The organism is Thauera sp. DNT-1, from assembly GCF_055393985.1.
Map to the genome: position 1 here is coordinate 744232 of NZ_AP043752.1, position 19909 is coordinate 764140.

Here is a 19909-nt window from a genome sequence, read left to right on the forward strand (position 1 = left end):
GCGGCGGCATCGACAGGGGCGAACGAAGACCGCGACCGCATGCGGGTGCGGGTATCCCGACTGCCGGATTGCCGAGTGCTCAGCGCTGCGGCTTGCGCCCCGATTCCTCGCGGTAGGCGCCGCGCGCGGCGTCGCGCATGTGGCGCCGCAGGTCGCTGCGCTCCTCCTCGCTCATGCGCCGGCGCTCGCGCGCGCCCTCGCGCTCGTTGCGCTGGTCGCTCAGGGTGTCGCGCCATTCCTGCCGGTCCTCTGCTCCCGCCGGACGCAAGCGTTGCGCCTGCTCCTCTCCACCGACGATGAAGCGTAGCTGCGCGCTGGCCGTGGTGGGCGCGAAGACGAAGAACGCCAGCAAGCCGCAAACGAGGTAAGCGCGCACGCACGGCCGGCAGGCAAGGTGCTGCGCGGGATGCCGGAAGGCGCGGGAAACGCGGAAAGGGGTCATGAGAGCACGACGTCGGCCCCTACGGCCTCGAGGAGGCACGGAACCGACGCAGGAAAGCGATGACCGCACCTTACGGCAAACCGCCCGGTGCGCAAAGCCTTCGCGGGCCTGATCGCGACTGCTTTGTAAGCCGATATTGCCTCTCCGTCCCCGCCTTACGAAGGCTTACCGGGAGCCCCCCGCGACCGGCCCCGGGAAGGCTGGCACCCTGCCGCGAGTCAGGCTAGCATTCCGTTCATGAACCAGAAAAACCGCTATCGCATTCTCGTGGTGGATGACGACGCGCGCCTGCGCGAGTTGCTGTCCCGATACCTTCAGGAACAAGGCTTTTCGGTGAAGGCCGTCGGCGATGCGCCGATGATGGATCGCGCCCTGCACCGCGAGCATTACGACCTGATCGTGCTCGACCTGATGCTGCCCGGCGAGGACGGGCTGTCGATCTGTCGCCGGCTGCGCGCGGCCGAGAACCAGATCCCGGTCATCATGCTCACCGCCAAGGGTGACGACGTGGATCGCATCGTCGGGCTGGAGATGGGCGCCGACGACTACGTCGCGAAGCCCTTCAACCCGCGTGAGCTGGTGGCGCGTATCCAGGCGGTGATGCGTCGCCAGCCCCACACCCTGCCGGGCGCGCCCACCCCCGAGGACGAGATCGTCGCGTTTGGCCGGGTCAAGGTGAACCTGGGCACCCGCGTGCTTGTCCGCGATGGCGAGGAGATTCAGCTCACCACCGGCGAATTCTCGCTGCTCAAGGTGCTGCTAACCCACCCGCGCCAGCCGCTGTCCCGCGACAAGTTGATGGAACTCGCGCGCGGGCGCGAGTACGGTGTGTTCGACCGGGCGATCGACGTCCAGGTCTCGCGCCTGCGCAAGCTGGTCGAGGACGATCCCGCCAAGCCGCGCTACATCCAGACCGTGTGGGGTTTCGGCTACGTCTTCGTGCCCGATGAGCAAAAGGGCGGCGAGGACAACGGCGGGCAGCCGGACACCCCGGCCGGCGGCGAGGACTGATGGCGGGCACGGTCGAGGCAGCGGGCGGGCCGGCGCGGCCCCGCCTGCTGCCGAGCACCCTGCTCTGGCAGACCTTCCTGCTCGTCGCGCTGCTGCTGATCGTCGCCCTCGGCAGCTGGGTGCAGATCTTCCGCTACTTCCAGGAGCCGGCGCGCTCGCGCGACGTGGCGCAGATGGTGGTTTCGGTGATCAACCTCACCCGCACCGCGCTGATCAATGCCGACTTCGACCGTCGCATGGATCTGCTGATCGACCTCGCCGCCCTGGAAGGCATCCGCATCTATCCCGCCGAGGCCACCGACGAGCTCGCGCCGCTCGCCGACACCCGGCCCTTGCGCTTGCTCACTGCCGACGTACGTCGGCAGCTCGGCGACCATACCCGCTTCGCCTCGCGCTGGAAGACGCTGGACGGCTTCTGGGTGAGCTTCCGTCTCGATCCGGACGACGCCAACGATGAATACTGGGTGATGCTGCCGCCCGAGCGTATCGAGAACCCGGACGATTTCGGCTGGCTCGGCTGGGGGGGGGGGGCGCTGCTCGCCGCCCTGCTCGGCGCCTTCCTGATCGTCGCCCGGGTGAGCGCGCCCCTGCGCCAGCTCGCGCGCGCGGCGCGCATGGTGGGCAGCGGCGAGCGCCCGCCTCCGCAGCCCGAGAGCGGCCCGCAGGAGATCGCGCTGGTGGCGCGCGCCTTCAACCAGATGGCGGGCAACCTCGCGCGCATGGACGAGGACCGCGCGCTGATCCTCGCTGGCGTTTCCCACGACCTGCGCACGCCGCTCGCGCGCCTGCGCCTGGGTATCGAGATGTCGGGTGCGCCCGACGACGAGGTCACCGCGATGGTCGCGGACATCGGCGAAATGGATCGCATCATCGGCCAGTTCCTCGACTTCGGCCGCGGCGACGCGCAGGAACCCACCGCGGCCATCGATCTCGCCACCCTGGCGCGCGAGGTCACCGAACCGTACCGGTTGCGCGGCGTGGATCTTCGCCTGGAGGTCCCGGAGAGCCTGTTCGTACAGGCGCGCGCCCTGTCGATCCGGCGCGCGCTCGCCAACCTGATCGACAACGCCCTGCGCTACGCGGGCGGGAACGCGCCGCTGGAGGTGACGGTCTCCATCGAGGACGGGCAGGCACGCATCGAGGTCGCCGACCGCGGACCGGGCATCCCCGAGAGCGAGATCGAGCGCATGCGCCAGCCCTTCACTCGGCTCGAGAAGGCGCGCAGCAACACGAAGGGCGCCGGCCTGGGCCTGGCGATCGTGGATCGGGTGATGCGCGCCCACCAGGGCCGCCTCGAGCTGTCCGCCCGCGATGGCGGCGGCCTGCGCGCGGCGCTCTGCCTGCCGCTCGCGGCTCCCGCCGGGGAACAGGATAGAATGCGGCGCTCCGCGCACAGCGAACCGGACCGACCATGAAATTCCTCTTCGATCTCCTGCCGGTGATCCTTTTCTTCGCCGCCTACAAGATCGGCGGCGCCAACCCCGAAGCCTCGCATGCCTTCGCTACCGGCTGGCTGGGCGACGGCATCGCGGTCTCGCAGGCGCCCATCCTGATCGCGACCTTCGTCGCCATCCTCGCCACCTTCCTGCAGATCGCACTGGTGTGGCTCAAGCACCGCAAGGTGGACACCATGCTGTGGATCAGCCTGGCGATCATCGTCGTATTCGGCGGCGCCACCCTCTTCTTCCACAACCCCACCTTCATCAAGTGGAAGCCGACCGCGCTCTACTGGCTGTTCGGCGCGGTGCTGCTCGGCTCGGCCTCGCTGCTCGGACGCAACCTCATCCGCACCATGCTGGAGGCCCAGATCAAGCTACCGGACCCGGTTTGGGCGCGGCTCAACCTCGCCTGGGCCGGTTTCTTCATCGCGATGGGCGTGCTCAACCTTTGGGTCGCCTACAACTTCAGCGAAGAAGCCTGGGTCGACTTCAAGATGTTCGGCGGCATGGGGCTGATGCTCGCCTTCGTGCTCGCCCAGGGTTTCTACCTGTCCCGTCACATGGAAGAGGAAAGCAACTGATGCTCTACGCCCTGATCGGAGAGGACGCTCCCGGCGCGCTCGAGACGCGCCTCGCGGTGCGCCCGCAACATGTCGCCCGCCTCGAGGCATTGCGCGACGACGGCCGCCTGCTGCTGGCCGGGCCGATGCCCGCGATCGACTCGCCCGACCCCGGCCCGGCGGGCTTCGCCGGCAGCCTGATCGTCGCCGAGTTCGACTCGCTCGCCAGCGCCGAGGCCTGGCTTCGGGACGACCCCTACGTTCGCCAGGGCGTGTTCGTACGCACCACCGTGCGCCCGTTCCGGAAGACGCTGCCGTGAGCGCGACGAGGGTCGAGCGCATCCGCGCCGCGCTGCACGAACGCTTCGCACCGACACGGCTCGAGATCGGCGACGACAGCGCGCTGCACGCCGGGCACGCGGGTGCGCGCGAGGGAGGCGGACATTATCGGGTTTTCATCGTCTCGGAAGCTTTCCAGGGCTGCAGCAGAGTCGTCCGGCAGCGTATGATCTACGACGCGGTCGGGGACATGATGCACAAGGACATCCATGCCCTCGCCATCCGCGCGCTAACGGCCGCAGAGGCCGAATCACAAGGACATTGAAGGAATCTCCATGAAACATTTCCCGAGCCGTCTCGCCATCACCCTGCTTGCCGGCTTCCTCGCGCTGCCCGCCCTCGCCGCATCCCCGGTCGCCAAGGTCAATGGAGTCGCGATTCCCGGCGAGCGTTCCGACGCCATGCTGGCCGAGCAGCGCGCCCAGGGCGCGCCCGACGGTGAACAGCTGCGCAATGCGGTGCGCGAGGAACTGATCCGTCGCGAGGTACTGAGCCAGGAAGCCGGCAAGAGGGGCCTGGACAAGAAGGCGGACGTGAAGGCGCAGATGGAGATGGCCCGCCAGGCCATCCTGATCCGTGCCTACCTGCAGGACTACGTGCGCACGAACCCGGTCGACGACGCCGAGCTGAAGAAGGAATACGAGGCCATCAAGGGCCGCATGGGCGACAAGGAATACAAGCCCCGCCACGTGCTGGTCGAGACCGAAGACCAGGCCAAGGCGATCATCGCCCGCCTGCAGGGCGGTACCGCCTTCGAGGAAGTCGCCAAGGAGTCGCGCGACCCGGGCTCCAAGGAGCGCGGCGGCGAACTCGGCTGGAGCAATCCGGCCATGTACGTGAAGCCGTTCTCGGATGCGATGGTCCAGCTCCAGAAGGGCAAATACACGACGACGCCCGTCAAGAGCGATTTCGGCTATCACGTGATCCAGCTCGACGACGTGCGCGACGTGCAACCGCCGCCGTTCGAGGAGGTCAAGCCGCAACTGCAGCAACGCCTGCAGCAGCAGAAGATCGAGCGCCACGTGCTCGATCTGCGCGAGAAGGCCAAGGTCGAGTAAGCGCCCGTCCTGTCCGCGCCTTCCGACGCTCCTGCGTGGAAGGCGCTGCGACGCTGGAAGGCGCGAACACGAACACAAGAAAAACCCGCTGCGGGCACTTGCCCGGTAGCGGGTTTTTTTTCGCTCGGTCGCTCCGGCGCTTCCACGCCGGGCAATATCCGGTCAGAACAGCTCTTCGGTCAGCTCCAGCGCGCCCGGGGCGCCATTGACGACCGTGTAGGCCAGACCGCCGGCCTGCGCGAGCACGTGGTCGGCATAGAAGCGCGCGGTGACGATCTTGGCCTTGCAGAAGCCGGCATCGCCCTCGCCCGCCTCGAGCTTGCGCTTGGCCACCAGCGCGGCGCGCGCCATCTGCCAGCCGCCAGCCACGATGCCGAGCAGCTTCAGGAAGGGCACCGAACCGACCGAGGCCGCCTTGATGTCCTGGGAGTAGGTGGCGAGGATGTAGGCCACAGCCTCTTCCACGGCCGCGATGCCCTTGCCGAGCGCGCGCGCGATGGCTGCGAAGGCCTCGTCCTGCACGCCGGCCACTTCGGCCTCGACCGCGCGCATCATCTTCACAACGGCACCGACGGTGGCGCCGTTCTCGCGGGCGATCTTGCGGCCGATCAGGTCGTTGGCCTGGATGGCGGTCGTGCCCTCGTAGATCGTGGTGATGCGCGAATCGCGGAAGTGCTGCGCCGCGCCGGTCTCCTCGATGAAGCCCATCCCGCCGTGCACCTGCACGCCGTCCGAGGTCACGTCGATCGAGTTCTCGGTGCACCAGCCCTTGACCACCGGGATCATCAGGTCGACGAAGGCCTGATTCTGCGCACGCACAGCCTCGTCGGCGTGGTGATGCGCCTTGTCGAAGGCGGCGCCGACGACGTAGGCGAGTGCACGCATGGCCTCGGTCTTGCTCTTCATGTTCATGAGCAGGCGACGCACGTCGGCGTGATGCAGGATGTTGACCTTCGGACCGCCGCGCACGCCGGCGTCGGTGCCCTGGATGCGATCCTTGGCGTACTGCAGCGCGTGCTGGTAGGAGCGCTCGGACAGCGCGAGGCCTTCCATGCCGACCGCGAAGCGGGCTTCGTTCATCATGATGAACATGTACTCGAGGCCGCGGTTGGGCTCGCCGACCAGAGTACCGATCGCGCCGCCCTTGTCGCCGAAGGCGAGCACGGCGGTGGGGCTGGCGTGGATGCCGAGCTTGTGCTCGATCGACACGCAATGCACGTCGTTGCGCGCGCCCAGGCTGCCGTCGGCGTTGACCATGAACTTGGGCACGACGAACAGCGAGATGCCCTTCACGCCCTCGGGCGCGTCCGGCAGACGGGCGAGCACGAGGTGGATGATGTTGTCGGTGAGGTCGTGCTCGCCGTAGGTGATGAAGATCTTCTGCCCGAAGATCTTGTAGGTGCCGTCGCCCTGCGGCTCGGCCTTGGTGCGCACCGCGGCGAGGTCGGAGCCGGCGTTCGGCTCGGTCAGGTTCATCGTGCCGGTCCACTCGCCGGCGATCATCTTGGGGAGGTAGAGGTTCTTCTGCTCGTCGGTGCCGCGCAGCATCAGGGCCTCGATGGCGCCGCTGGTCAGCATCGGGCACAGCGAGAAGGCCATGTTGGCCGACTTCCACATTTCCATGACCGCGGTGGCGAGCAGCTTGGGCAGGCCCTGGCCGCCGTATTCCGGATCGCACGGCAGCGCGGTCCAGCCCGACTCGGCGAACTGCGTGTAGGCGTCCTTCCAGCCCGGCGCGGTGGCGACCTCGCCATTGTTCCACTTGGCGCCTTCCTGATCGCCGGTCCAGTTCAGCGGAGCGAGCACGCCGCTGGCGAACTTGTCGGCTTCTTCCAGGATCGCGTCCACGAGGTCGGCCGAGACCTCCTCGTTGCCGGGCAACTGCATGACTTCGTCGAGACCGGCGAGCTCACGCATCACGAACTGCATGTCGCGGATGGGGGCGTTGTATTGACTCATTGTTGCGCTCCGGAAAAGGTTGAACAGCCCTACTTGTCGAGCAGATAGCGGCGATCGTCGAATGCACTCACCCATTCGGGCCGATACACCACCATCAGCGTGATGATCGCGCCGCTGATCCAGCCCTCGGAAAACCCGAGCAGCAGGAAGAACGGCAGGTAGTCGCTCCACAGGAAATCTGCGGAATACGCGCCCGACAGCGCCAGCACGGACGAGGCGGTCAGCCCCTGTGCGATTGCGGTCAGCGCGGAACCGGCAAAGCCGGTCACGAAAATGAAGATGAAGAAATGCGCCGGGAGCAGGCGCTCGATCAGGCGATGCAGACCGCTCGCGACGGAAACCGGAACCAGCACCATGAGCACGAAGTTGGCGGGCCAGTCGCCCCACTCCAGCGCGCCGTTGAGGGTGATCCCGCACAGCGCGAGCGCGAGCGCGGCGATCGCCTTCCACGGCCCGAGCGCGAGGGTTGCCGCCATCGCCCCGAGCAGATGCAGGTTAAGCCCCGGCTTGACCCCGGCCTTCATGCTCCAGATCAGCGTGAGGCACACCGCGAAGCCGAGCAGCAGGTTCAGATGCACCCCGCCGGCGAGCTCCCTCCACGGCAGCTTGCGCGCGAGCGCGAGCAGTCCCAGCGCGGCGAGCGCGAACACCACCCCCTGAACGTCTGCCGAAAGCAGCGCCGCCGGGAGATCCATGCCCGCGCTCCTCGCGCCCGGTCAGAGCGCCCCGGTCAGTTCCGGCACCACCTGGAACAGATCGCCCACCAGGCCGTAGTCGGCGACCTGGAAGATCGGCGCTTCGGGATCCTTGTTGATCGCCACGATCACCTTGGAGTCCTTCATGCCGGCCAGGTGCTGGATCGCGCCCGAGATGCCGACCGCGATGTAGAGCTGCGGCGCGACGATCTTGCCGGTCTGGCCGACCTGGTAGTCGTTGGGCACGTAGCCCGCGTCCACCGCGGCGCGCGAGGCGCCGAGCGCGGCGCCGAGCTTGTCGGCGAGCGGCTCGAGCAGCTTGTGGTAGTTGTCGCCGCTGCCCAGGCCGCGGCCGCCGGAGACGATGACCTTGGCCGCGCCCAGTTCGGGGCGCGCGCTCTTGACGATCTCGCGACCGACCAGCGCGGTCACGCCGAGGTCGGCCGCCGCCGCGACCGCCTCCACCGGCGCGGCGTTGCCGCCGGCTTCGGCCGCGTCGAACGCGGTGGTGCGCACGGTGATCAGCTTGATCGCGTCGGCGCTCTTGACGGTGGCGAGCGCGTTGCCGGCGTAGATCGGGCGCACGAAGGTGTCGGCGGACTCGACCGCGACGATGTCGCTGATCTGCGCCACATCCAGCAGCGCGGCCACGCGCGGCAGCATGTTCTTGCCCGCCGGCGTCGCCGGTGCGAGCACGTGGCTGTAGCCGCCCGCCAGACCCTTCACCAGCTCGGCGACGTTCTCCGCGGTCTGCGCCTCGTACTGCGGCGCGTCGCACACCCGCACCTTGGCGACGCCGGCGACCTTCGCCGCCGCTTCGGCCGCGGCTGCGCAACCGGCGCCGGCCACCAGCACATGGACGTCGCCGCCCAGCTTCGCGGCCGCGCTCACGGTGTTGAGCGTGGCCGCCTTGATCGATTGATTGTCGTGTTCAGCAATGACGAGAATGGCCATGTTCAGATCACCTTCGCAACGTTCTTGAGTTTGTCGATCAGCTGGGCCACGTCGGCCACGCGCTCGCCGGCGCTGCGCTTGGGCGGCTCGGCGACCTTCAGCGTGGCCAGACGCGGCGCGACATCCACGCCCAGGTCGGCCGGCTTCACGGTGTCGAGCGGCTTCTTCTTGGCCTTCATGATGTTGGGCAGCGTCGCGTAGCGCGGCTCGTTCAGGCGCAGGTCGGTGGTCACCACCGCCGGCAGCTTCACCGACAGGGTCTCGAGGCCGCCGTCGATCTCGCGCGTCACCGCGGCTTTCCCGTCGGCCAGCGTCACCTTGGACGCGAAGGTCGCCTGCGGCCAGCCCGCCAGCGCCGCCAGCATCTGGCCGGTCTGGTTGGCGTCGTCGTCGATCGCCTGCTTGCCGCAGATCACCAGCTGCGGCTGCTCCTTGTCGCACACCGCCTTCAGGAGCTTGGCGACCGCCAGCGGCTGCAGCTCGACATCGGTCTCGACCAGGATGCCGCGGTCGGCACCGATCGCCATCGCCGCGCGCAGGGTCTCCTGGCAGGCGCCCACGCCGCAGGACACCGCCACCACCTCGGTGGCCACGCCCGCTTCCTTCAGCCGCACCGCCTCCTCGACGGAGATCTCGTCGAAGGGGTTCATGCTCATCTTGACGTTGGCCAGGTCCACGCCGCTGCCGTCGGCCTTCACGCGAACCTTGACGTTGTAATCCACCACGCGCTTTACGGGTACGAGAATCTTCACTCTGACGCGCTCCTCTTCTTTGCAGGGGATGGTAGGCCCGAAATGCGGACCCGACTTTCGGATTATGTCACCGCCCTTGGCCGGTCGCACTGCTGCGCAGCAGCATTTCCATACGGCCAAGTATGGCGCATACGGTAGCGTATGGTCACCGAATCGTCAATACTACGCCGTATGGAAAACATTGTGAAAAAGCCGCGTACCCAGCTCGACCGTGCCGCCTGGATCGCAGGCGCCACCGAGGTGCTCGCCGAGGAAGGCATCGCGGGCTTGCGCGTGGAGGTGCTGGCGAAGCGGCTCAAGGTCACCAAGGGCAGTTTCTACTGGCATTTCACCGACCGCCGCGACCTGCTGATGGCCGTCCTCGCGCAGTGGAAGGAAGGTCGAATCCGCGACATCATCAAGCAGACGCGGGCACAGCCTGGCCGCGAGCTCGAGCAGATCTACCACGTCATCGACGTCTACAGCGCGAGCCGCAGCCGTCGCGGCATGATGATCGAGCTTGCCGTGCGCGACTGGGCGCGTCGGGACGCCGAGGCCGCGGCGATCGTCGCCGAGGTCGACGACGTCCGCCTGCGCTGCGCACGCGACCTCTTTCTCGCCTGCGGGGTGCCGATGGACGAGGCTTCCAGCCGCTGCATGCTGTTGTACGCTTACGTGTTCGGGGTCTCGCTGATGATCTACGAGAAATTCGATCGCGACGTCGTCCGGCTCAAGCGCGACATCGCCGACCTGATCGCGCGCTCGCCGTCGAGGGTGGTCGCTTAGCGCCTGCGCGGCAGCGCACGCGCCGAGCGATGCGCGCGCGCAGGCGTCGAGGGCGGAATCAGGCTCGACCGGAATGGCGCCTGGATTTCCTGCGCAACAATCCGAGCCCCAATCCAAGCAGGGCGATCGTTGCGGGCTCCGGCACCGTTAGCGCGGGAGCGTTCGTGCCACCTCCCGGGTTGTTGGTCCCCCCGGTGCCCGAACCCGAACTGGGCGCAGTGTCGGTCCACCACCGCGTGGAGCGGTCCGTCAACAACAGCCCACCAGTTGCGTACTCGAAAATCTGCACGCCGTTGAGATCGGTCTCGCTGAAGACGAAGACCGTGCTCCCGTCATCGTTCGTGCCCGTCAGCAGGCTGGTGGACCAGCCGTGGAGCTCCGCCGGATCGAGGCCGGCGAGGATGGAGTCGACTGCATCGTTTACGCCGATCTCCACCTTGGACGTGATCCGCGTCGCGGCCCGATACCAGTTGCCGCCCTCGTCCAGATACCAGTTTCCGACATCCCGCGTCTGCCCCATCCGCAGGTAGTAGCCGTCCGCCGAGCCGAGACCGGGGCCATTGGTGTCCGCGTACATCCGCACGTCGTTCGTGAGGTCGCTCCCCCGCCCTGCAAGGGTGCGCGTGACCCCGTTGATGGTGACCGATGCGCTCATGAAGTAGGTGCAGCCGGGGGCTGCGGATCCGCATCCGTAGGCGGAGAGGGTCGGATCGGTGTTGCGATCGGATCCCAGCGAAGCAGAGTCCATGAGCCACGAGAAGGTCGCGGCGCGTCCGGTGAGGCTGGTGTTTGCCCCCAGGCCGAAGACGTTGGTCCGATCGGTCCCGTAGGCGAGATTGCCCGAAACCTCGAGGCGGATGAGCGCAGCTTGCGCGCTCGCTGAAAGGGTGGCGATGCCGATGGCGGCGAGCAGGGCCATTCCGTTTTTCATGTTGTTTTCTCCCGGTTGCGGGCGTACGAGGCCCGTCCAATAAGCGTTAACTCGAAACCTCGCGGCACAAGGGTATGCATTCATCACCGAGACGGTTCGGCTAAAGCAAATTTCGAACCAGGAAGCTCTTCCCCATCAATACAGACACTTGCCGAGTCGATCGAGTGGCTCGCGAAAAAAAATGTAAAAAAAATCGACAAGCGGGCGCCGGGGATCTCGGCGCCCGCGTCGCCTATTCTTCTTCGAGGGGTGGCCAGTGCAGGACCTGGATGGCGTTGGCCGTGGTCACGTCCGCCACCTCTTCGGGCGCCATCCCTCGCAGCTCCGCAAGGATCCCGGCGTAACGGGCGAGGTTCGCCGGCTCATTGCGCCTGCCACGCGCCCATTCCGGCGCGATATCGGGTGCATCGGTCTCGAGGACGATCGCCTCCAAGGGCAGCGAGGCGGCGAGCTCGCGGATCCGGGTGGATCCGCCGTAGCTCATCGATCCGCCAAAACCCAGCTTGAACCCCATCCCGATCAGGATGTCCGCCTGCTGGCGGCTGCCGTTGAACGCATGTGCGATTCCACCCGGGACCGGGATGCGGCGCAGTTGCGCGAGTATCGGATCGATCGCACGCCGCACGTGCAGGATCACCGGCAGTCCGTGGCGAGCGGCCAGGCGGAGTTGTGCGGTGAAGAACTCGAGCTGTACGCCGCGATCGACGTCGGTCACGTAATGGTCGAGGCCGATCTCTCCGACGGCGATCGCCCTGCCACGGTTCAGGCGCTGGTCGAGGAGTTCGAGGTCTTCCCGCGCCGCCCGCATCGTGTAGAGCGGGTGGATGCCGAGCGCATGAACGATGCCGCGATGGTCGTCGGCGAGCCGCTCGACCGCATCGAACCCCCGGCGCTCGACAGCAGGAACGACGAAGCGCCCTACCCCCGCGGCGCGCGCACGCGCGATCGCCTGCTCGCGGTCGTCGTCGAACTCCGCAGCATCGAGGTGGACGTGGGTGTCGATCAGCACCGGTCGCCTTCGCATTGCTCGACGGGGATGATCCCGACGCCGCTCAGCGCCCCTTGAACTCAGGTTTGCGCTTGGCGATGAAGGCATCGATGCCCTCGGCCGCGTCCTCGCACATCGCGTTGCAGGCCATGGTCTCGGAGGCGAGCTGGTAGGCGGCGTCGAGGCCCATCTCGAGCTGCTTGTAGAACATCTGCTTGCCCATGCGGATCGCCACCGGCGATTTGGCCAGGATGGACGCGGCCAGGCGGCCGACCTCCTCGTCGAGCTGGTCGGCCGGCACCACGCGGTTGATCAGCCCGCGCCGCTGCGCCTCGCGGGCGTCGATGAAATCGCCCGTCACCAGCATCTCGAAGGCCTCCTTGCGCCCCATGTTGCGCGACAGGCCGACGCCGGGCGTGGCGCAGAACAGGCCGACATTGATGCCCGACACCGCGAAGCGCGCGTGCTCGGCCGCCACTGCGAGATCGCACATCGACACCAGCTGGCAGCCCGCGGCGGTGGCGATGCTGTGCACCCGCGCGATCACCGGCTGGGGCAGCTCGGTCAGCTTCATCATGAACCTGCCGCACAGGCGGAACAGGCGCTGCTGGAATTCCAGCGTATGGTTGCCGCGCATCTCCTTGAGGTCGTGGCCGGCGCAGAAGGCCTTGCCTTCGCCGGCGATGACCACCACGCGCACCGTCTCGTCGCGTGCGATCTCATCCACCGCGGCGATCAGCGCCTCGAGCATCTCGAACGAGAGCGCGTTGAACTGCTGCGGACGGTTCAGCGTGAGGGTGGTCACGCCGCCGGCATCCTCGCGGCGCAGGATGGGGGCTTCGGCTGCGGCATCGGGGCGGAATTCGGCGTTCATGGTTCTCTCCTCGTGGTTTCGTGTTCGCAGGGCCATGTGGCCACGGGCGGCAACGTTAACGTCAACAAGCGCGCCACGCCAGCGCTTCGCGCAGCGCTCCGCCCATCACGATTCGTCGCGCCATGCGTCCGGGTGTGAGAAAACGCACACCTGCGCCCGCGCCGGCAGCCCAAACTGAGCAAGAAGCCACGGACAGCGACCCGAACGCAGGGAGTGCCGGCGCGTGAACCTGAGAACTCGATTTCTCCTCCTCATCTCCGCGCTCATCGTGGTCGGCTCGGTATCCGCATGGGCGGTGTTCCATCATCTTGCCCGGCAGATCGTCATGCAGTGGGGACAACGCGTCGCCGACATCCAGGTGCGCTACGACCGCGCCCGCCTCCTGCAACCGCTCGAACGCGAGATCGCGCTGGCGCGGCAGATGGCCGACTCGCTCGTGCTCAAACGCTGGGCACGCTCGCCCGTCGATCCGGCGCTCGAAGCCGAGGCAGTGCGCGAAATGGAGAACTTCCGCCGCAACTTCAGCTCCGGCAACTATTTCGTCGCGCTGCGCACCTCCGGGGCCTATTACCACAACAACGCCGGGGACGAGTTCGCCGGCCGCCAGCTGCGCTACCACCTCGACCCCGCCAAACCCGCCGACGCGTGGTTCTACAAGCTCGTCCAGGTCGGGCCCGACTTCCACCTCAACGTCAATCCCGATGCCGAACTGGGCGTCACCAAGCTGTGGATCGACGTCCTCATCCGCGACGGCGACGAGATCCTCGGCGTGGTCGGCACCGGCATCGAGCTGACACGCTTTCTGGACGAGATCGTGGACCTGCACCAGGACGGCGTGAGCACGCTGTTCGCTGATCTTTCCGGTGCGATCCAGCTTCACCGCGACGCGAAGCTCATCGACTTCGCCAGCCTGGTCAAGCCGGAAGGGCAGAAGAGCCTGGCGGACCAGCTGCTCGATCGCGAGTCCGACCGCGTGGCACTGCGCGAGACGATGAGTGCCCTGGCGGCGTCGGGCGACGGCGTTCCGCGGGTCCTGGACCGCTTTGTCGAGTCCGGCGGGCGGCGGACCCTGCTCGGAATCGCCTTCGTGCCCGAGATCGGCTGGTACGAGATCACCCTGCTCGACCTCGACGTACTGATGCCGGTGGCAGCCCTCACCCCGGTCGCAGTCGCCTTCGTCCTCACCCTGCTGGTCGCGCTCGTCCTCGTCCATCTGGTCCTGCGTCGCCTCATTCTCGACCCTCTGGGCAGGCTGGAGCAGGCCATGCTGCGGGTGCGCGACGGCGACCTCAGCCCCGCGCCGCTGGCGCAGGCGAGTGGAGAGATCGGGCGTCTCACCCAGCACTTCGAGGCGATGGCGGGCGCGATCCGGGCGCACACCGCGGAGCTCGAGGCCAAGGTGCGCGAGCGCACCGACGCCCTGCACCGGCTGGCGCGGATCGATCCGCTCACCAACCTGACCAACCGCCGCGGCATGAGCGAAATGCTGGAGGCCGAGATCATCCGCGCGGAACGCCAGGCCAGCCGCTTCGGCCTGCTGTGGCTGGATGTCGATCACTTCAAGGAGATCAACGACCGCCGCGGCCATGGTGCCGGCGACGAGGCGCTGACGAGGCTGGCGCGTGTCCTGGAAGGATGCCTGCGCCCCTACGACCGCGCCGCACGTTGGGGTGGCGACGAATTCCTCGTGCTGCTCTCGCCTTGCGACGCGGCCACGCTGGAGGCGATCGCCCACCGCGTCCGCGCCGACATCGAGCACGGCAGCGCGGCCTGCGGCGAACGCGTCACGGTCACCATCGGCGCCTGCCTGGCGGAACCGGGCGAGACCCTCGGCGTGGTGCTGCAGCACGCCGACGATGCGCTCTATCGTGCCAAGGACGCCGGGCGCAACCAGGTCGTGATCGCCGCCCGCTGAAACCGAGCGCCCCACTCCACCAGGCCGCCGCCGGTGCGCTCGAGACGGCCGCCCCCCGCGGCATCGCCTTCCTCAGCGCTGGCAGCGACCCGCGATGCCGAGCCCGCCGGAGAGCGCGCGGTCGGTCTCGGCGATCCACTGCGCGATGGCAAGCGCCAGCCGCTCGGTCGCCGCACGGAAGGCGCTCGCCCCACCGCTCGCATCGGCCGTCGTGGCCGGCTCCGCCACGACGAGCGAAGCGCTGGCGATGACCGCGGCGCCGCGCACCGGCAGCAGGGCGAAGCGAGCCAGGAGACGAGCCTCGCTGCGTTCGCCCGCGGTGAAGACCTGCTCGAACTCGTCAAGCTGGACCTGCAGCCGGCACCCGCCCCCCTCGCCGGCACCGAGCGTGCGCTCCAGCACGAGTCCGAGCATGGCGGGAGGTGGAGCGGCCCAGCGGTTGTCGGCATAGGCGCGGCGACGCCCTGGATCGACCCGGGCATCGCGATAATGCATCGTCGTCGTCTGCAGCCAGGGGGGCGAGGACACCGCCACCCGCGCGGGCGCGAGCCCGTGGGCGAGCGCGGCGCGCTCGCCGGTGCCGAGATCGTAGGTCGTCGCCGCACGCGGACGCTCGGGGAGCACCTGGCAGGCGGCCACCAGCAGCGCGGTCGCGATACACGCGGACAGGCGCGGCAGGACGCGGTGGCAGTCGGGATGACGTGGCTGCATTCCTTTCTCCCTTCGGCTCATCGGTCGCTCCCCGCAAAGCCCTCGTGGCCCGCCTCACCGGGCCCGGGCAGAGGACGGTCGCGCCCGGTCAGCAGGAGCTGCGGCGAGGCGTCAAGCTCCTCGACCAGGTGGCCGAAGCGTTGCGAGGTGCTCGTGAGCTCACCGAGCAGGACATCGAGCTGCGGCAGCGTGCGCTCGACGAGGTCGTCCCCTGCGGCGGCGGCGCGGAGCTCCAGACGCGCGGCCGCCTGATCGATGCGGACGATCAGGCGGCGCAGCTCGGCAACGGCGGGCACGGCTTCGGCCGAGCCGCGCTCGAGGTTCCCGAGCACGGAGGTGATGCGCGCGATGTTCCCGGCACTCAAGGCGGCCCGCAGCGCGGCCAGGGTCGCCGGCAGTTCCGCCACCCCGCGATCGACGCCCGCGGCCGCTGACTCCAGGCTGGCCAGCGCCCCCTGCAGGCGCTCGCCGAGCGCCTGGAACTGGTCGAGGGCGGCGAGCGCCCGCCCGGAGAGCGCCTCCACCAGCCCGGGTTGCAAGGCGATGCGCGGCACCTCGCCATCGGCGGCAGCCAAGGGCCGGCGGTCCACCCCGCGATCGTCGAGCTGCACGAAGGCCAGGCCGGTCACGCCCAGCGTGCCGAGCGCGGCGGTGGTGCCGCGGGTCAGGGGCAGATCGGCGGGCACCGCGATGCGCACCAGCAGCGTGCGCAGGTCCTCGGGGTCGATCGCGACGGCGCGCACGCTCCCCACCGCCATGCCGCGGTAGCGCACGCGCGACTGTGCGCCCAGGCCGTTGATGTCGCCGCGTGCCTCGAGCACGATCTCGCGCATCGGCACGCGCTGGCCCGAAAACCACCAGATCGCGAACACGACGCCGGCACCGAGCAAGATTGCGAACAGCCCGGCGGCAAGCGCGTGGGCACGGTTTTCCATTTCAGCCTGCTCCTGCGCCGCGCGGCTGGCCGCAGCGCGCCTGCAGCCCACTGAAAAAGCGGGCGACGAAGGGGTGGTCGTAGGCGAGCGTGTCGGCGAGCGAGGCGTGGCTGACGATGCGGCGCTCGGCGAGCACCGCCACGCTCGTGGCCATCTGCGCCAGTGTATCGAGATCGTGCGTGACCAGCACCACGGTGAGTCCGAGCTCGCGATGCAGCGCGCGGATCAGGCGGATGAAGCTCGCGCTGCGGTCGGGGTCGAGCCCGGCGGTGGGCTCGTCGAGCAGCAGCAACTCGGGCTCGAGCGCGAGTGCGCGCGCGAGCGCCACCCGCTTGACCATCCCGCCGGACAGCTCGGCAGGCATCAGTGGCGCATGCGCCGGCTCCATCTCCACCATCGCCAGCTTGAGGGCGACCAGGCGGTCGATCTCCGGCCGGCTGATCACGCCGAGCTCGCGCAGCGGAAAGGCGATGTTCTGCGCCACGCTGAACGCCGAGAACAAGGCGCCGTGCTGGAACAACACCCCCATGCGGCGCTGGCGGGCGAGCCGCGCGGCCGCCCCGCCGGCATCGAGCGCCTCGCCGAACACCTCCACCCGGCCGGCGGCGGGCCGGCTCAGCCCGACGAGGTGGCGCAGCAGTGTGGTCTTGCCACTGCCCGAGCCGCCCACGAGGGCGACGATGTCGCCCGCGCGGATGGTGAGGTCCAGCCCCTCGTGCACGATATTGCGCCCGAAACGGGTGACGATGCCTTCGAGGCAGACCACGGCGTCGCTCGTCGCCCGCTCGCTCACAGCGGCAGCCCGATCGAACGGGTGGCGATCGCGAACACCGCGTCCACCAGGATCACCACCGTGATCGCCGCCACCACCGAGGCGGTGGTGTTCGCGGACAGGCTCTCGGTGTCGGGCTTCACCCGCAAGCCGAAATGGCAGGCCACGAGCGCGATCAGGAAACCGAACACCGCCCCCTTGGCGAGCCCGATGTAGAGGTTGGCCACCGGCACCGCATCGGGCAGCGCCCGCAGGAAGAACTGCAGCCCGATGCCGAGCTCCACCCAGGCCGACACCCAGCCGCCGAAAAGGGCGATCGCCGAGGTCCACAACACCAGCAGCGGCATCGCGAGGGAAAGCGCCACCACCTTGGGCAGCACCAGGCGCAGGCTGCGCGAGACGCCCATCGCCGCGAGCGCATCGATCTCCTCGGTCACCCGCATCACCCCGAGCTGCGCCGTCATCGCCGAACCGGAGCGCCCCGCCACCAGCACCGACACCAGCACGGGGCCGAGCTCGCGGATGATGCCCATGCCGAGGATGTTGACGATGAAGGCGTCCGCGCCGAAGGTGCGCAGCTGCAGCGCGGACAGATAGGACAGCACCACACCGATCAGGAAGCCGACCAGGGCCGAGACCGGCATCGCCTTGACGCCTACCTTGTGGAGGTTTGCCGAGATCTCCAGCAGCGGCCAGTCGCGTGGATGGTGCAGCAGGTGGCCGAGATCGAGCACGAGACGACCGAGGAGCGCGACGAAGCCGGAAAGATGGCCAGCGAATGCGAACAGGCCCTTGCCGAGCAGCGCCACCGCGTCGAGCGCGGAAGCGCGCGGCGGCTCGGGCAGCGCACGGGCGGAGGCGTTCTCGATACGGCCGATGATGGCGCGCTGGGCGTCATCGGCCTCGAGCGCCGCAGGCCAGCGTCCGCCCCAGGCCTGCCACAGCAGCAAGGCGCCGAAGCTGTCCATGCGGCGCACCGCGCGCAGCGACCAGCGCGCGTCGGGAGGCACCGTGGCCAGCGCCCGGCGCAGCGTCGGGAGGCACTCGTCGAGACCGCGCAGGGTCCAGTCGCCGGCGAGGCGGATGCCCTCGGCTCCGGCCGTGAAGACCTCGTCGAGCACACGCCCTGCCATCTGCGCTCAGGCCACAGGCGTGCGCAGGCTGAGCGCCCGGATGTAGAGCGCGCGCCCGAGACCCTGCCACTGGCGCTGCTCCTCGTCGAGCGCGGCCGCGGTGAGCGGCAGCTTCTGCAGCCAGCCCGGCGCGGCGGTGAGGCTGAAGCCGCGGCCCTCGCGACGCAGCGTGACGGGCGGCAGGCCGCGCGCGTCGCGGGCGCGGTGGATCACCACCGCCAGGCGCATGCAGGCGATCAGCAGCCAGTCCACGCTGCCAGGGTCGATCGAGGCGACACGTTCGAGCTTGCCACGATGCGCCAGCACCAGGCGCGCCAGGCGGGCCTGGTCCATGCGCGAGAAACCGGGCATGTCGGCGTTGCCGACAATGTAGGCGCTGTGCTTGTGGTAGCTCGAGTGCGCCACCGAGATGCCGATCTCGTGCAGCATCGCCGCCCAGCGCAGGAAGCGGTGGTCGTCGTGCTCGGGATCGGCGGTCTCCGGCTCGAGCTGGGCGAGCAGGTGGCAGGCCGTGTCGGCGACCTGCTGGGCCTGGCGCAGGTCGACGCCGTAGCGCCGCACGAAGGCGCTTACCGTGGCGTCGCGCAGATCGTGGTGGTGGTAGCGACCGAGCAGGTCGTAGAGCACGCCCAGGCGCAACGCACCTTCGGAGAACACCATGTGCTCGAGCTCGAACTCCTTGAAGATCGCGCTCATGATCGCGAAGCCGCCCAGGATGACGGGCAGGCGGTCGCCCTTGAGGCCGGCGAGGTCGATGTTGTCCAGGCTGCCGGCGCGCAGCAGCAGCGCCTTGAGCTTCTCCAGGCCCTCGCGGGTGATCCCGCTCGCCGACAGGCCGTTCTGCTCGAGGATCTCCACGATCGCCTTGGCAGTGCCGCTCGAACCCACCGCTTCTTCCCAGCCGGCCTCGCGGTAGGCCGCCGAGATCGTCTGCAGCTCGCGGCGGGCGGCGAGTTCGGCCTCCTTGAAGGCGCGCTTGTCGATGCGGCCCTCCGGAAAGTAGCGCAGGCTGTAGCCGACGCAGCCCATGTAGCGCGACTCCAGCAGCTGCGACTCGAAGCTCTTGCCGATGATGAATTCGGTCGAACCGCCGCCGATGTCGACCACCAGCTGCTGGCGGTGCGGATCCGGCAGCGTGTGTGCGACGCCGACGTAGATCAGGCGGGCCTCCTCGCGGCCGGCGATGATCTCGATCGGGAAACCGAGCGCGGCCTCGGCGCGGATCAGGAACTCGGGCGCGTTCTTGGCCACGCGCAAGGTGTTGGTCGCCACGGCGCGCACCCGGGTGGGCGGGAAGTCGCGCAGGCGCTCGTGGAAGCGTTGCAGGGCGCCGACCCCGCGCTGCTGCGAGGCGAGGTCGAGCATCTTGTCGGGCGACAGGCCGGCGGCCAGGCGCACCGCCTCCTTGAGACCGTCGAGCGGATAGATCTGGTCGTTGACGATGCGGCCCACCTGAAGCCGGAAGCTGTTGGAACCGAGGTCGATTGCGGCGATCAGATCTTGCATGGTTTTGTCGGCGGCTGGCACCCGCGGGGCGCCGGAACCCTGGATTCTAGCACCCCGCAAAAGGCTTCCGAGCCGCGCCGGCATGGCGCCGGGGAAGGCCCCGCGGGCGCGGCCCGACGTCATCAAACCGAAATGGAAATGTCACATAATCGCGAGCGAACTTCCGCGCA

Annotated in this window: 21 protein-coding genes; 8 read left to right on the top strand and 13 right to left on the bottom strand. The window is 68.7% G+C overall.

The annotated features are described in order from the left end of the window. Positions 1 to 79 precede the first annotated feature (79 nt). Positions 80 to 442: a hypothetical protein gene (locus ACZ5PP_RS03525; RefSeq protein WP_012585450.1), complete on the bottom strand. Its 363-nt coding sequence runs from the start codon at positions 440 to 442 to the stop codon at positions 80 to 82. A 237-nt stretch (positions 443 to 679) separates the two neighbouring features. Between ACZ5PP_RS03525 and ompR the strand changes: the two genes are divergently transcribed. Genes ompR through ACZ5PP_RS03555 form a run of 6 tightly spaced genes read left to right on the top strand, consistent with a single transcriptional unit; the run spans position 680 to position 4849 of the window. Next, positions 680 to 1453 (top strand): osmolarity response regulator transcription factor OmpR, encoded by a 774-nt coding sequence (gene ompR, locus ACZ5PP_RS03530; protein WP_004322133.1) that lies wholly within the window; start codon positions 680 to 682, stop codon positions 1451 to 1453. After that, positions 1453 to 2868, top strand: coding sequence for a sensor histidine kinase (locus ACZ5PP_RS03535; protein ID WP_012585451.1), 1416 nt, complete (start codon positions 1453 to 1455; stop codon positions 2866 to 2868). The genes ompR and ACZ5PP_RS03535 overlap by 1 nt, the downstream gene beginning before the upstream one ends. Further along, positions 2865 to 3473 (top strand): septation protein A, encoded by a 609-nt coding sequence (locus ACZ5PP_RS03540; protein ID WP_464826761.1) that lies wholly within the window; start codon positions 2865 to 2867, stop codon positions 3471 to 3473. The genes ACZ5PP_RS03535 and ACZ5PP_RS03540 overlap by 4 nt, the downstream gene beginning before the upstream one ends. Further along, positions 3473 to 3772, top strand: a complete 300-nt coding sequence (locus ACZ5PP_RS03545; protein WP_004325535.1) for a YciI family protein — start codon at positions 3473 to 3475, stop codon at positions 3770 to 3772. Before ACZ5PP_RS03540 ends, ACZ5PP_RS03545 begins: the two co-directional genes overlap by 1 nt. Then, positions 3769 to 4056 carry a BolA family protein gene (locus ACZ5PP_RS03550; RefSeq protein ID WP_464826762.1) on the top strand — a complete coding sequence of 96 codons (288 nt, stop codon included), beginning with the start codon at positions 3769 to 3771 and terminating at the stop codon, positions 4054 to 4056. Before ACZ5PP_RS03545 ends, ACZ5PP_RS03550 begins: the two co-directional genes overlap by 4 nt. Positions 4057 to 4066: 10 nt before the next feature. Beyond that, positions 4067 to 4849, top strand: coding sequence for a peptidylprolyl isomerase (locus ACZ5PP_RS03555; RefSeq protein ID WP_004325532.1), 783 nt, complete (start codon positions 4067 to 4069; stop codon positions 4847 to 4849). A gap of 162 nt (positions 4850 to 5011) precedes the next feature. On the opposite strand, the gene ACZ5PP_RS03560 is transcribed toward ACZ5PP_RS03555, so the two are convergent. From ACZ5PP_RS03560 to ACZ5PP_RS03575, 4 genes are read right to left on the bottom strand one after another with little or no spacing between them, the layout of a single operon-like run. Then, positions 5012 to 6808 carry an acyl-CoA dehydrogenase gene (locus ACZ5PP_RS03560; protein WP_004325531.1) on the bottom strand — a complete coding sequence of 599 codons (1797 nt, stop codon included), beginning with the start codon at positions 6806 to 6808 and terminating at the stop codon, positions 5012 to 5014. Positions 6809 to 6837: 29 nt separating this feature from the next. After that, positions 6838 to 7503 (bottom strand): energy-coupling factor ABC transporter permease, encoded by a 666-nt coding sequence (locus ACZ5PP_RS03565; RefSeq protein ID WP_004325529.1) that lies wholly within the window; start codon positions 7501 to 7503, stop codon positions 6838 to 6840. A 21-nt stretch (positions 7504 to 7524) separates the two neighbouring features. Continuing rightward, on the bottom strand, positions 7525 to 8457 hold the full coding sequence (locus tag ACZ5PP_RS03570) for an electron transfer flavoprotein subunit alpha/FixB family protein (RefSeq protein ID WP_043743445.1): 933 nt from the start codon (positions 8455 to 8457) through the stop codon (positions 7525 to 7527). Between the two features lie 2 nt (positions 8458 to 8459). After that, positions 8460 to 9209, bottom strand: a complete 750-nt coding sequence (locus tag ACZ5PP_RS03575) for an electron transfer flavoprotein subunit beta/FixA family protein (protein WP_012584435.1) — start codon at positions 9207 to 9209, stop codon at positions 8460 to 8462. 171 nt (positions 9210 to 9380) lie between these two features. Here ACZ5PP_RS03575 and ACZ5PP_RS03580 point away from each other — a divergent pair, with 171 nt between their 5' ends. After that, a complete protein-coding gene (locus ACZ5PP_RS03580) occupies positions 9381 to 9974 on the top strand; it encodes a TetR/AcrR family transcriptional regulator (RefSeq protein ID WP_004308182.1) in 594 nt (197 codons plus the stop codon). A 58-nt stretch (positions 9975 to 10032) separates the two neighbouring features. Here the strand turns inward: ACZ5PP_RS03580 and ACZ5PP_RS03585 are convergent, their stop codons facing one another. From ACZ5PP_RS03585 to ACZ5PP_RS03595, 3 genes are all read right to left on the bottom strand, one after another. Beyond that, the gene (locus ACZ5PP_RS03585; protein WP_464826763.1) at positions 10033 to 10905 is read right to left on the bottom strand and encodes a PEP-CTERM sorting domain-containing protein; all 873 of its coding nucleotides are present in this window, start codon (positions 10903 to 10905) and stop codon (positions 10033 to 10035) included. A 232-nt stretch (positions 10906 to 11137) separates the two neighbouring features. Beyond that, complete coding sequence (locus ACZ5PP_RS03590) at positions 11138 to 11914, bottom strand: TatD family hydrolase (protein WP_004308189.1); 777 nt, start codon at positions 11912 to 11914, stop codon at positions 11138 to 11140. Positions 11915 to 11957: 43 nt separating this feature from the next. Further along, positions 11958 to 12767, bottom strand: coding sequence for an enoyl-CoA hydratase (locus ACZ5PP_RS03595; protein WP_004308191.1), 810 nt, complete (start codon positions 12765 to 12767; stop codon positions 11958 to 11960). A gap of 223 nt (positions 12768 to 12990) precedes the next feature. On the opposite strand from ACZ5PP_RS03595, the gene ACZ5PP_RS03600 reads away from it, so the two are divergent. After that, positions 12991 to 14682: a GGDEF domain-containing protein gene (locus ACZ5PP_RS03600; protein ID WP_040829006.1), complete on the top strand. Its 1692-nt coding sequence runs from the start codon at positions 12991 to 12993 to the stop codon at positions 14680 to 14682. A 72-nt stretch (positions 14683 to 14754) separates the two neighbouring features. On the opposite strand, the gene ACZ5PP_RS03605 is transcribed toward ACZ5PP_RS03600, so the two are convergent. The 5 genes from ACZ5PP_RS03605 to ppx are packed head-to-tail and all read right to left on the bottom strand — an operon-like array spanning position 14755 to position 19739. Beyond that, on the bottom strand, positions 14755 to 15393 hold the full coding sequence (locus ACZ5PP_RS03605) for an ABC-type transport auxiliary lipoprotein family protein (protein ID WP_043743447.1): 639 nt from the start codon (positions 15391 to 15393) through the stop codon (positions 14755 to 14757). A 17-nt stretch (positions 15394 to 15410) separates the two neighbouring features. After that, positions 15411 to 16328: an MlaD family protein gene (locus tag ACZ5PP_RS03610; protein ID WP_004308197.1), complete on the bottom strand. Its 918-nt coding sequence runs from the start codon at positions 16326 to 16328 to the stop codon at positions 15411 to 15413. Between the two features lies 1 nt (position 16329). Beyond that, positions 16330 to 17121 (bottom strand): ABC transporter ATP-binding protein, encoded by a 792-nt coding sequence (locus ACZ5PP_RS03615; RefSeq protein WP_012585458.1) that lies wholly within the window; start codon positions 17119 to 17121, stop codon positions 16330 to 16332. Beyond that, the gene (locus ACZ5PP_RS03620) at positions 17118 to 18233 is read right to left on the bottom strand and encodes an MlaE family ABC transporter permease (protein WP_004308200.1); all 1116 of its coding nucleotides are present in this window, start codon (positions 18231 to 18233) and stop codon (positions 17118 to 17120) included. The genes ACZ5PP_RS03615 and ACZ5PP_RS03620 overlap by 4 nt, the downstream gene beginning before the upstream one ends. 6 nt (positions 18234 to 18239) lie before the next feature. Beyond that, on the bottom strand, positions 18240 to 19739 hold the full coding sequence (ppx, locus tag ACZ5PP_RS03625; RefSeq protein ID WP_004308202.1) for an exopolyphosphatase: 1500 nt from the start codon (positions 19737 to 19739) through the stop codon (positions 18240 to 18242). Positions 19740 to 19909 lie beyond the last annotated feature (170 nt).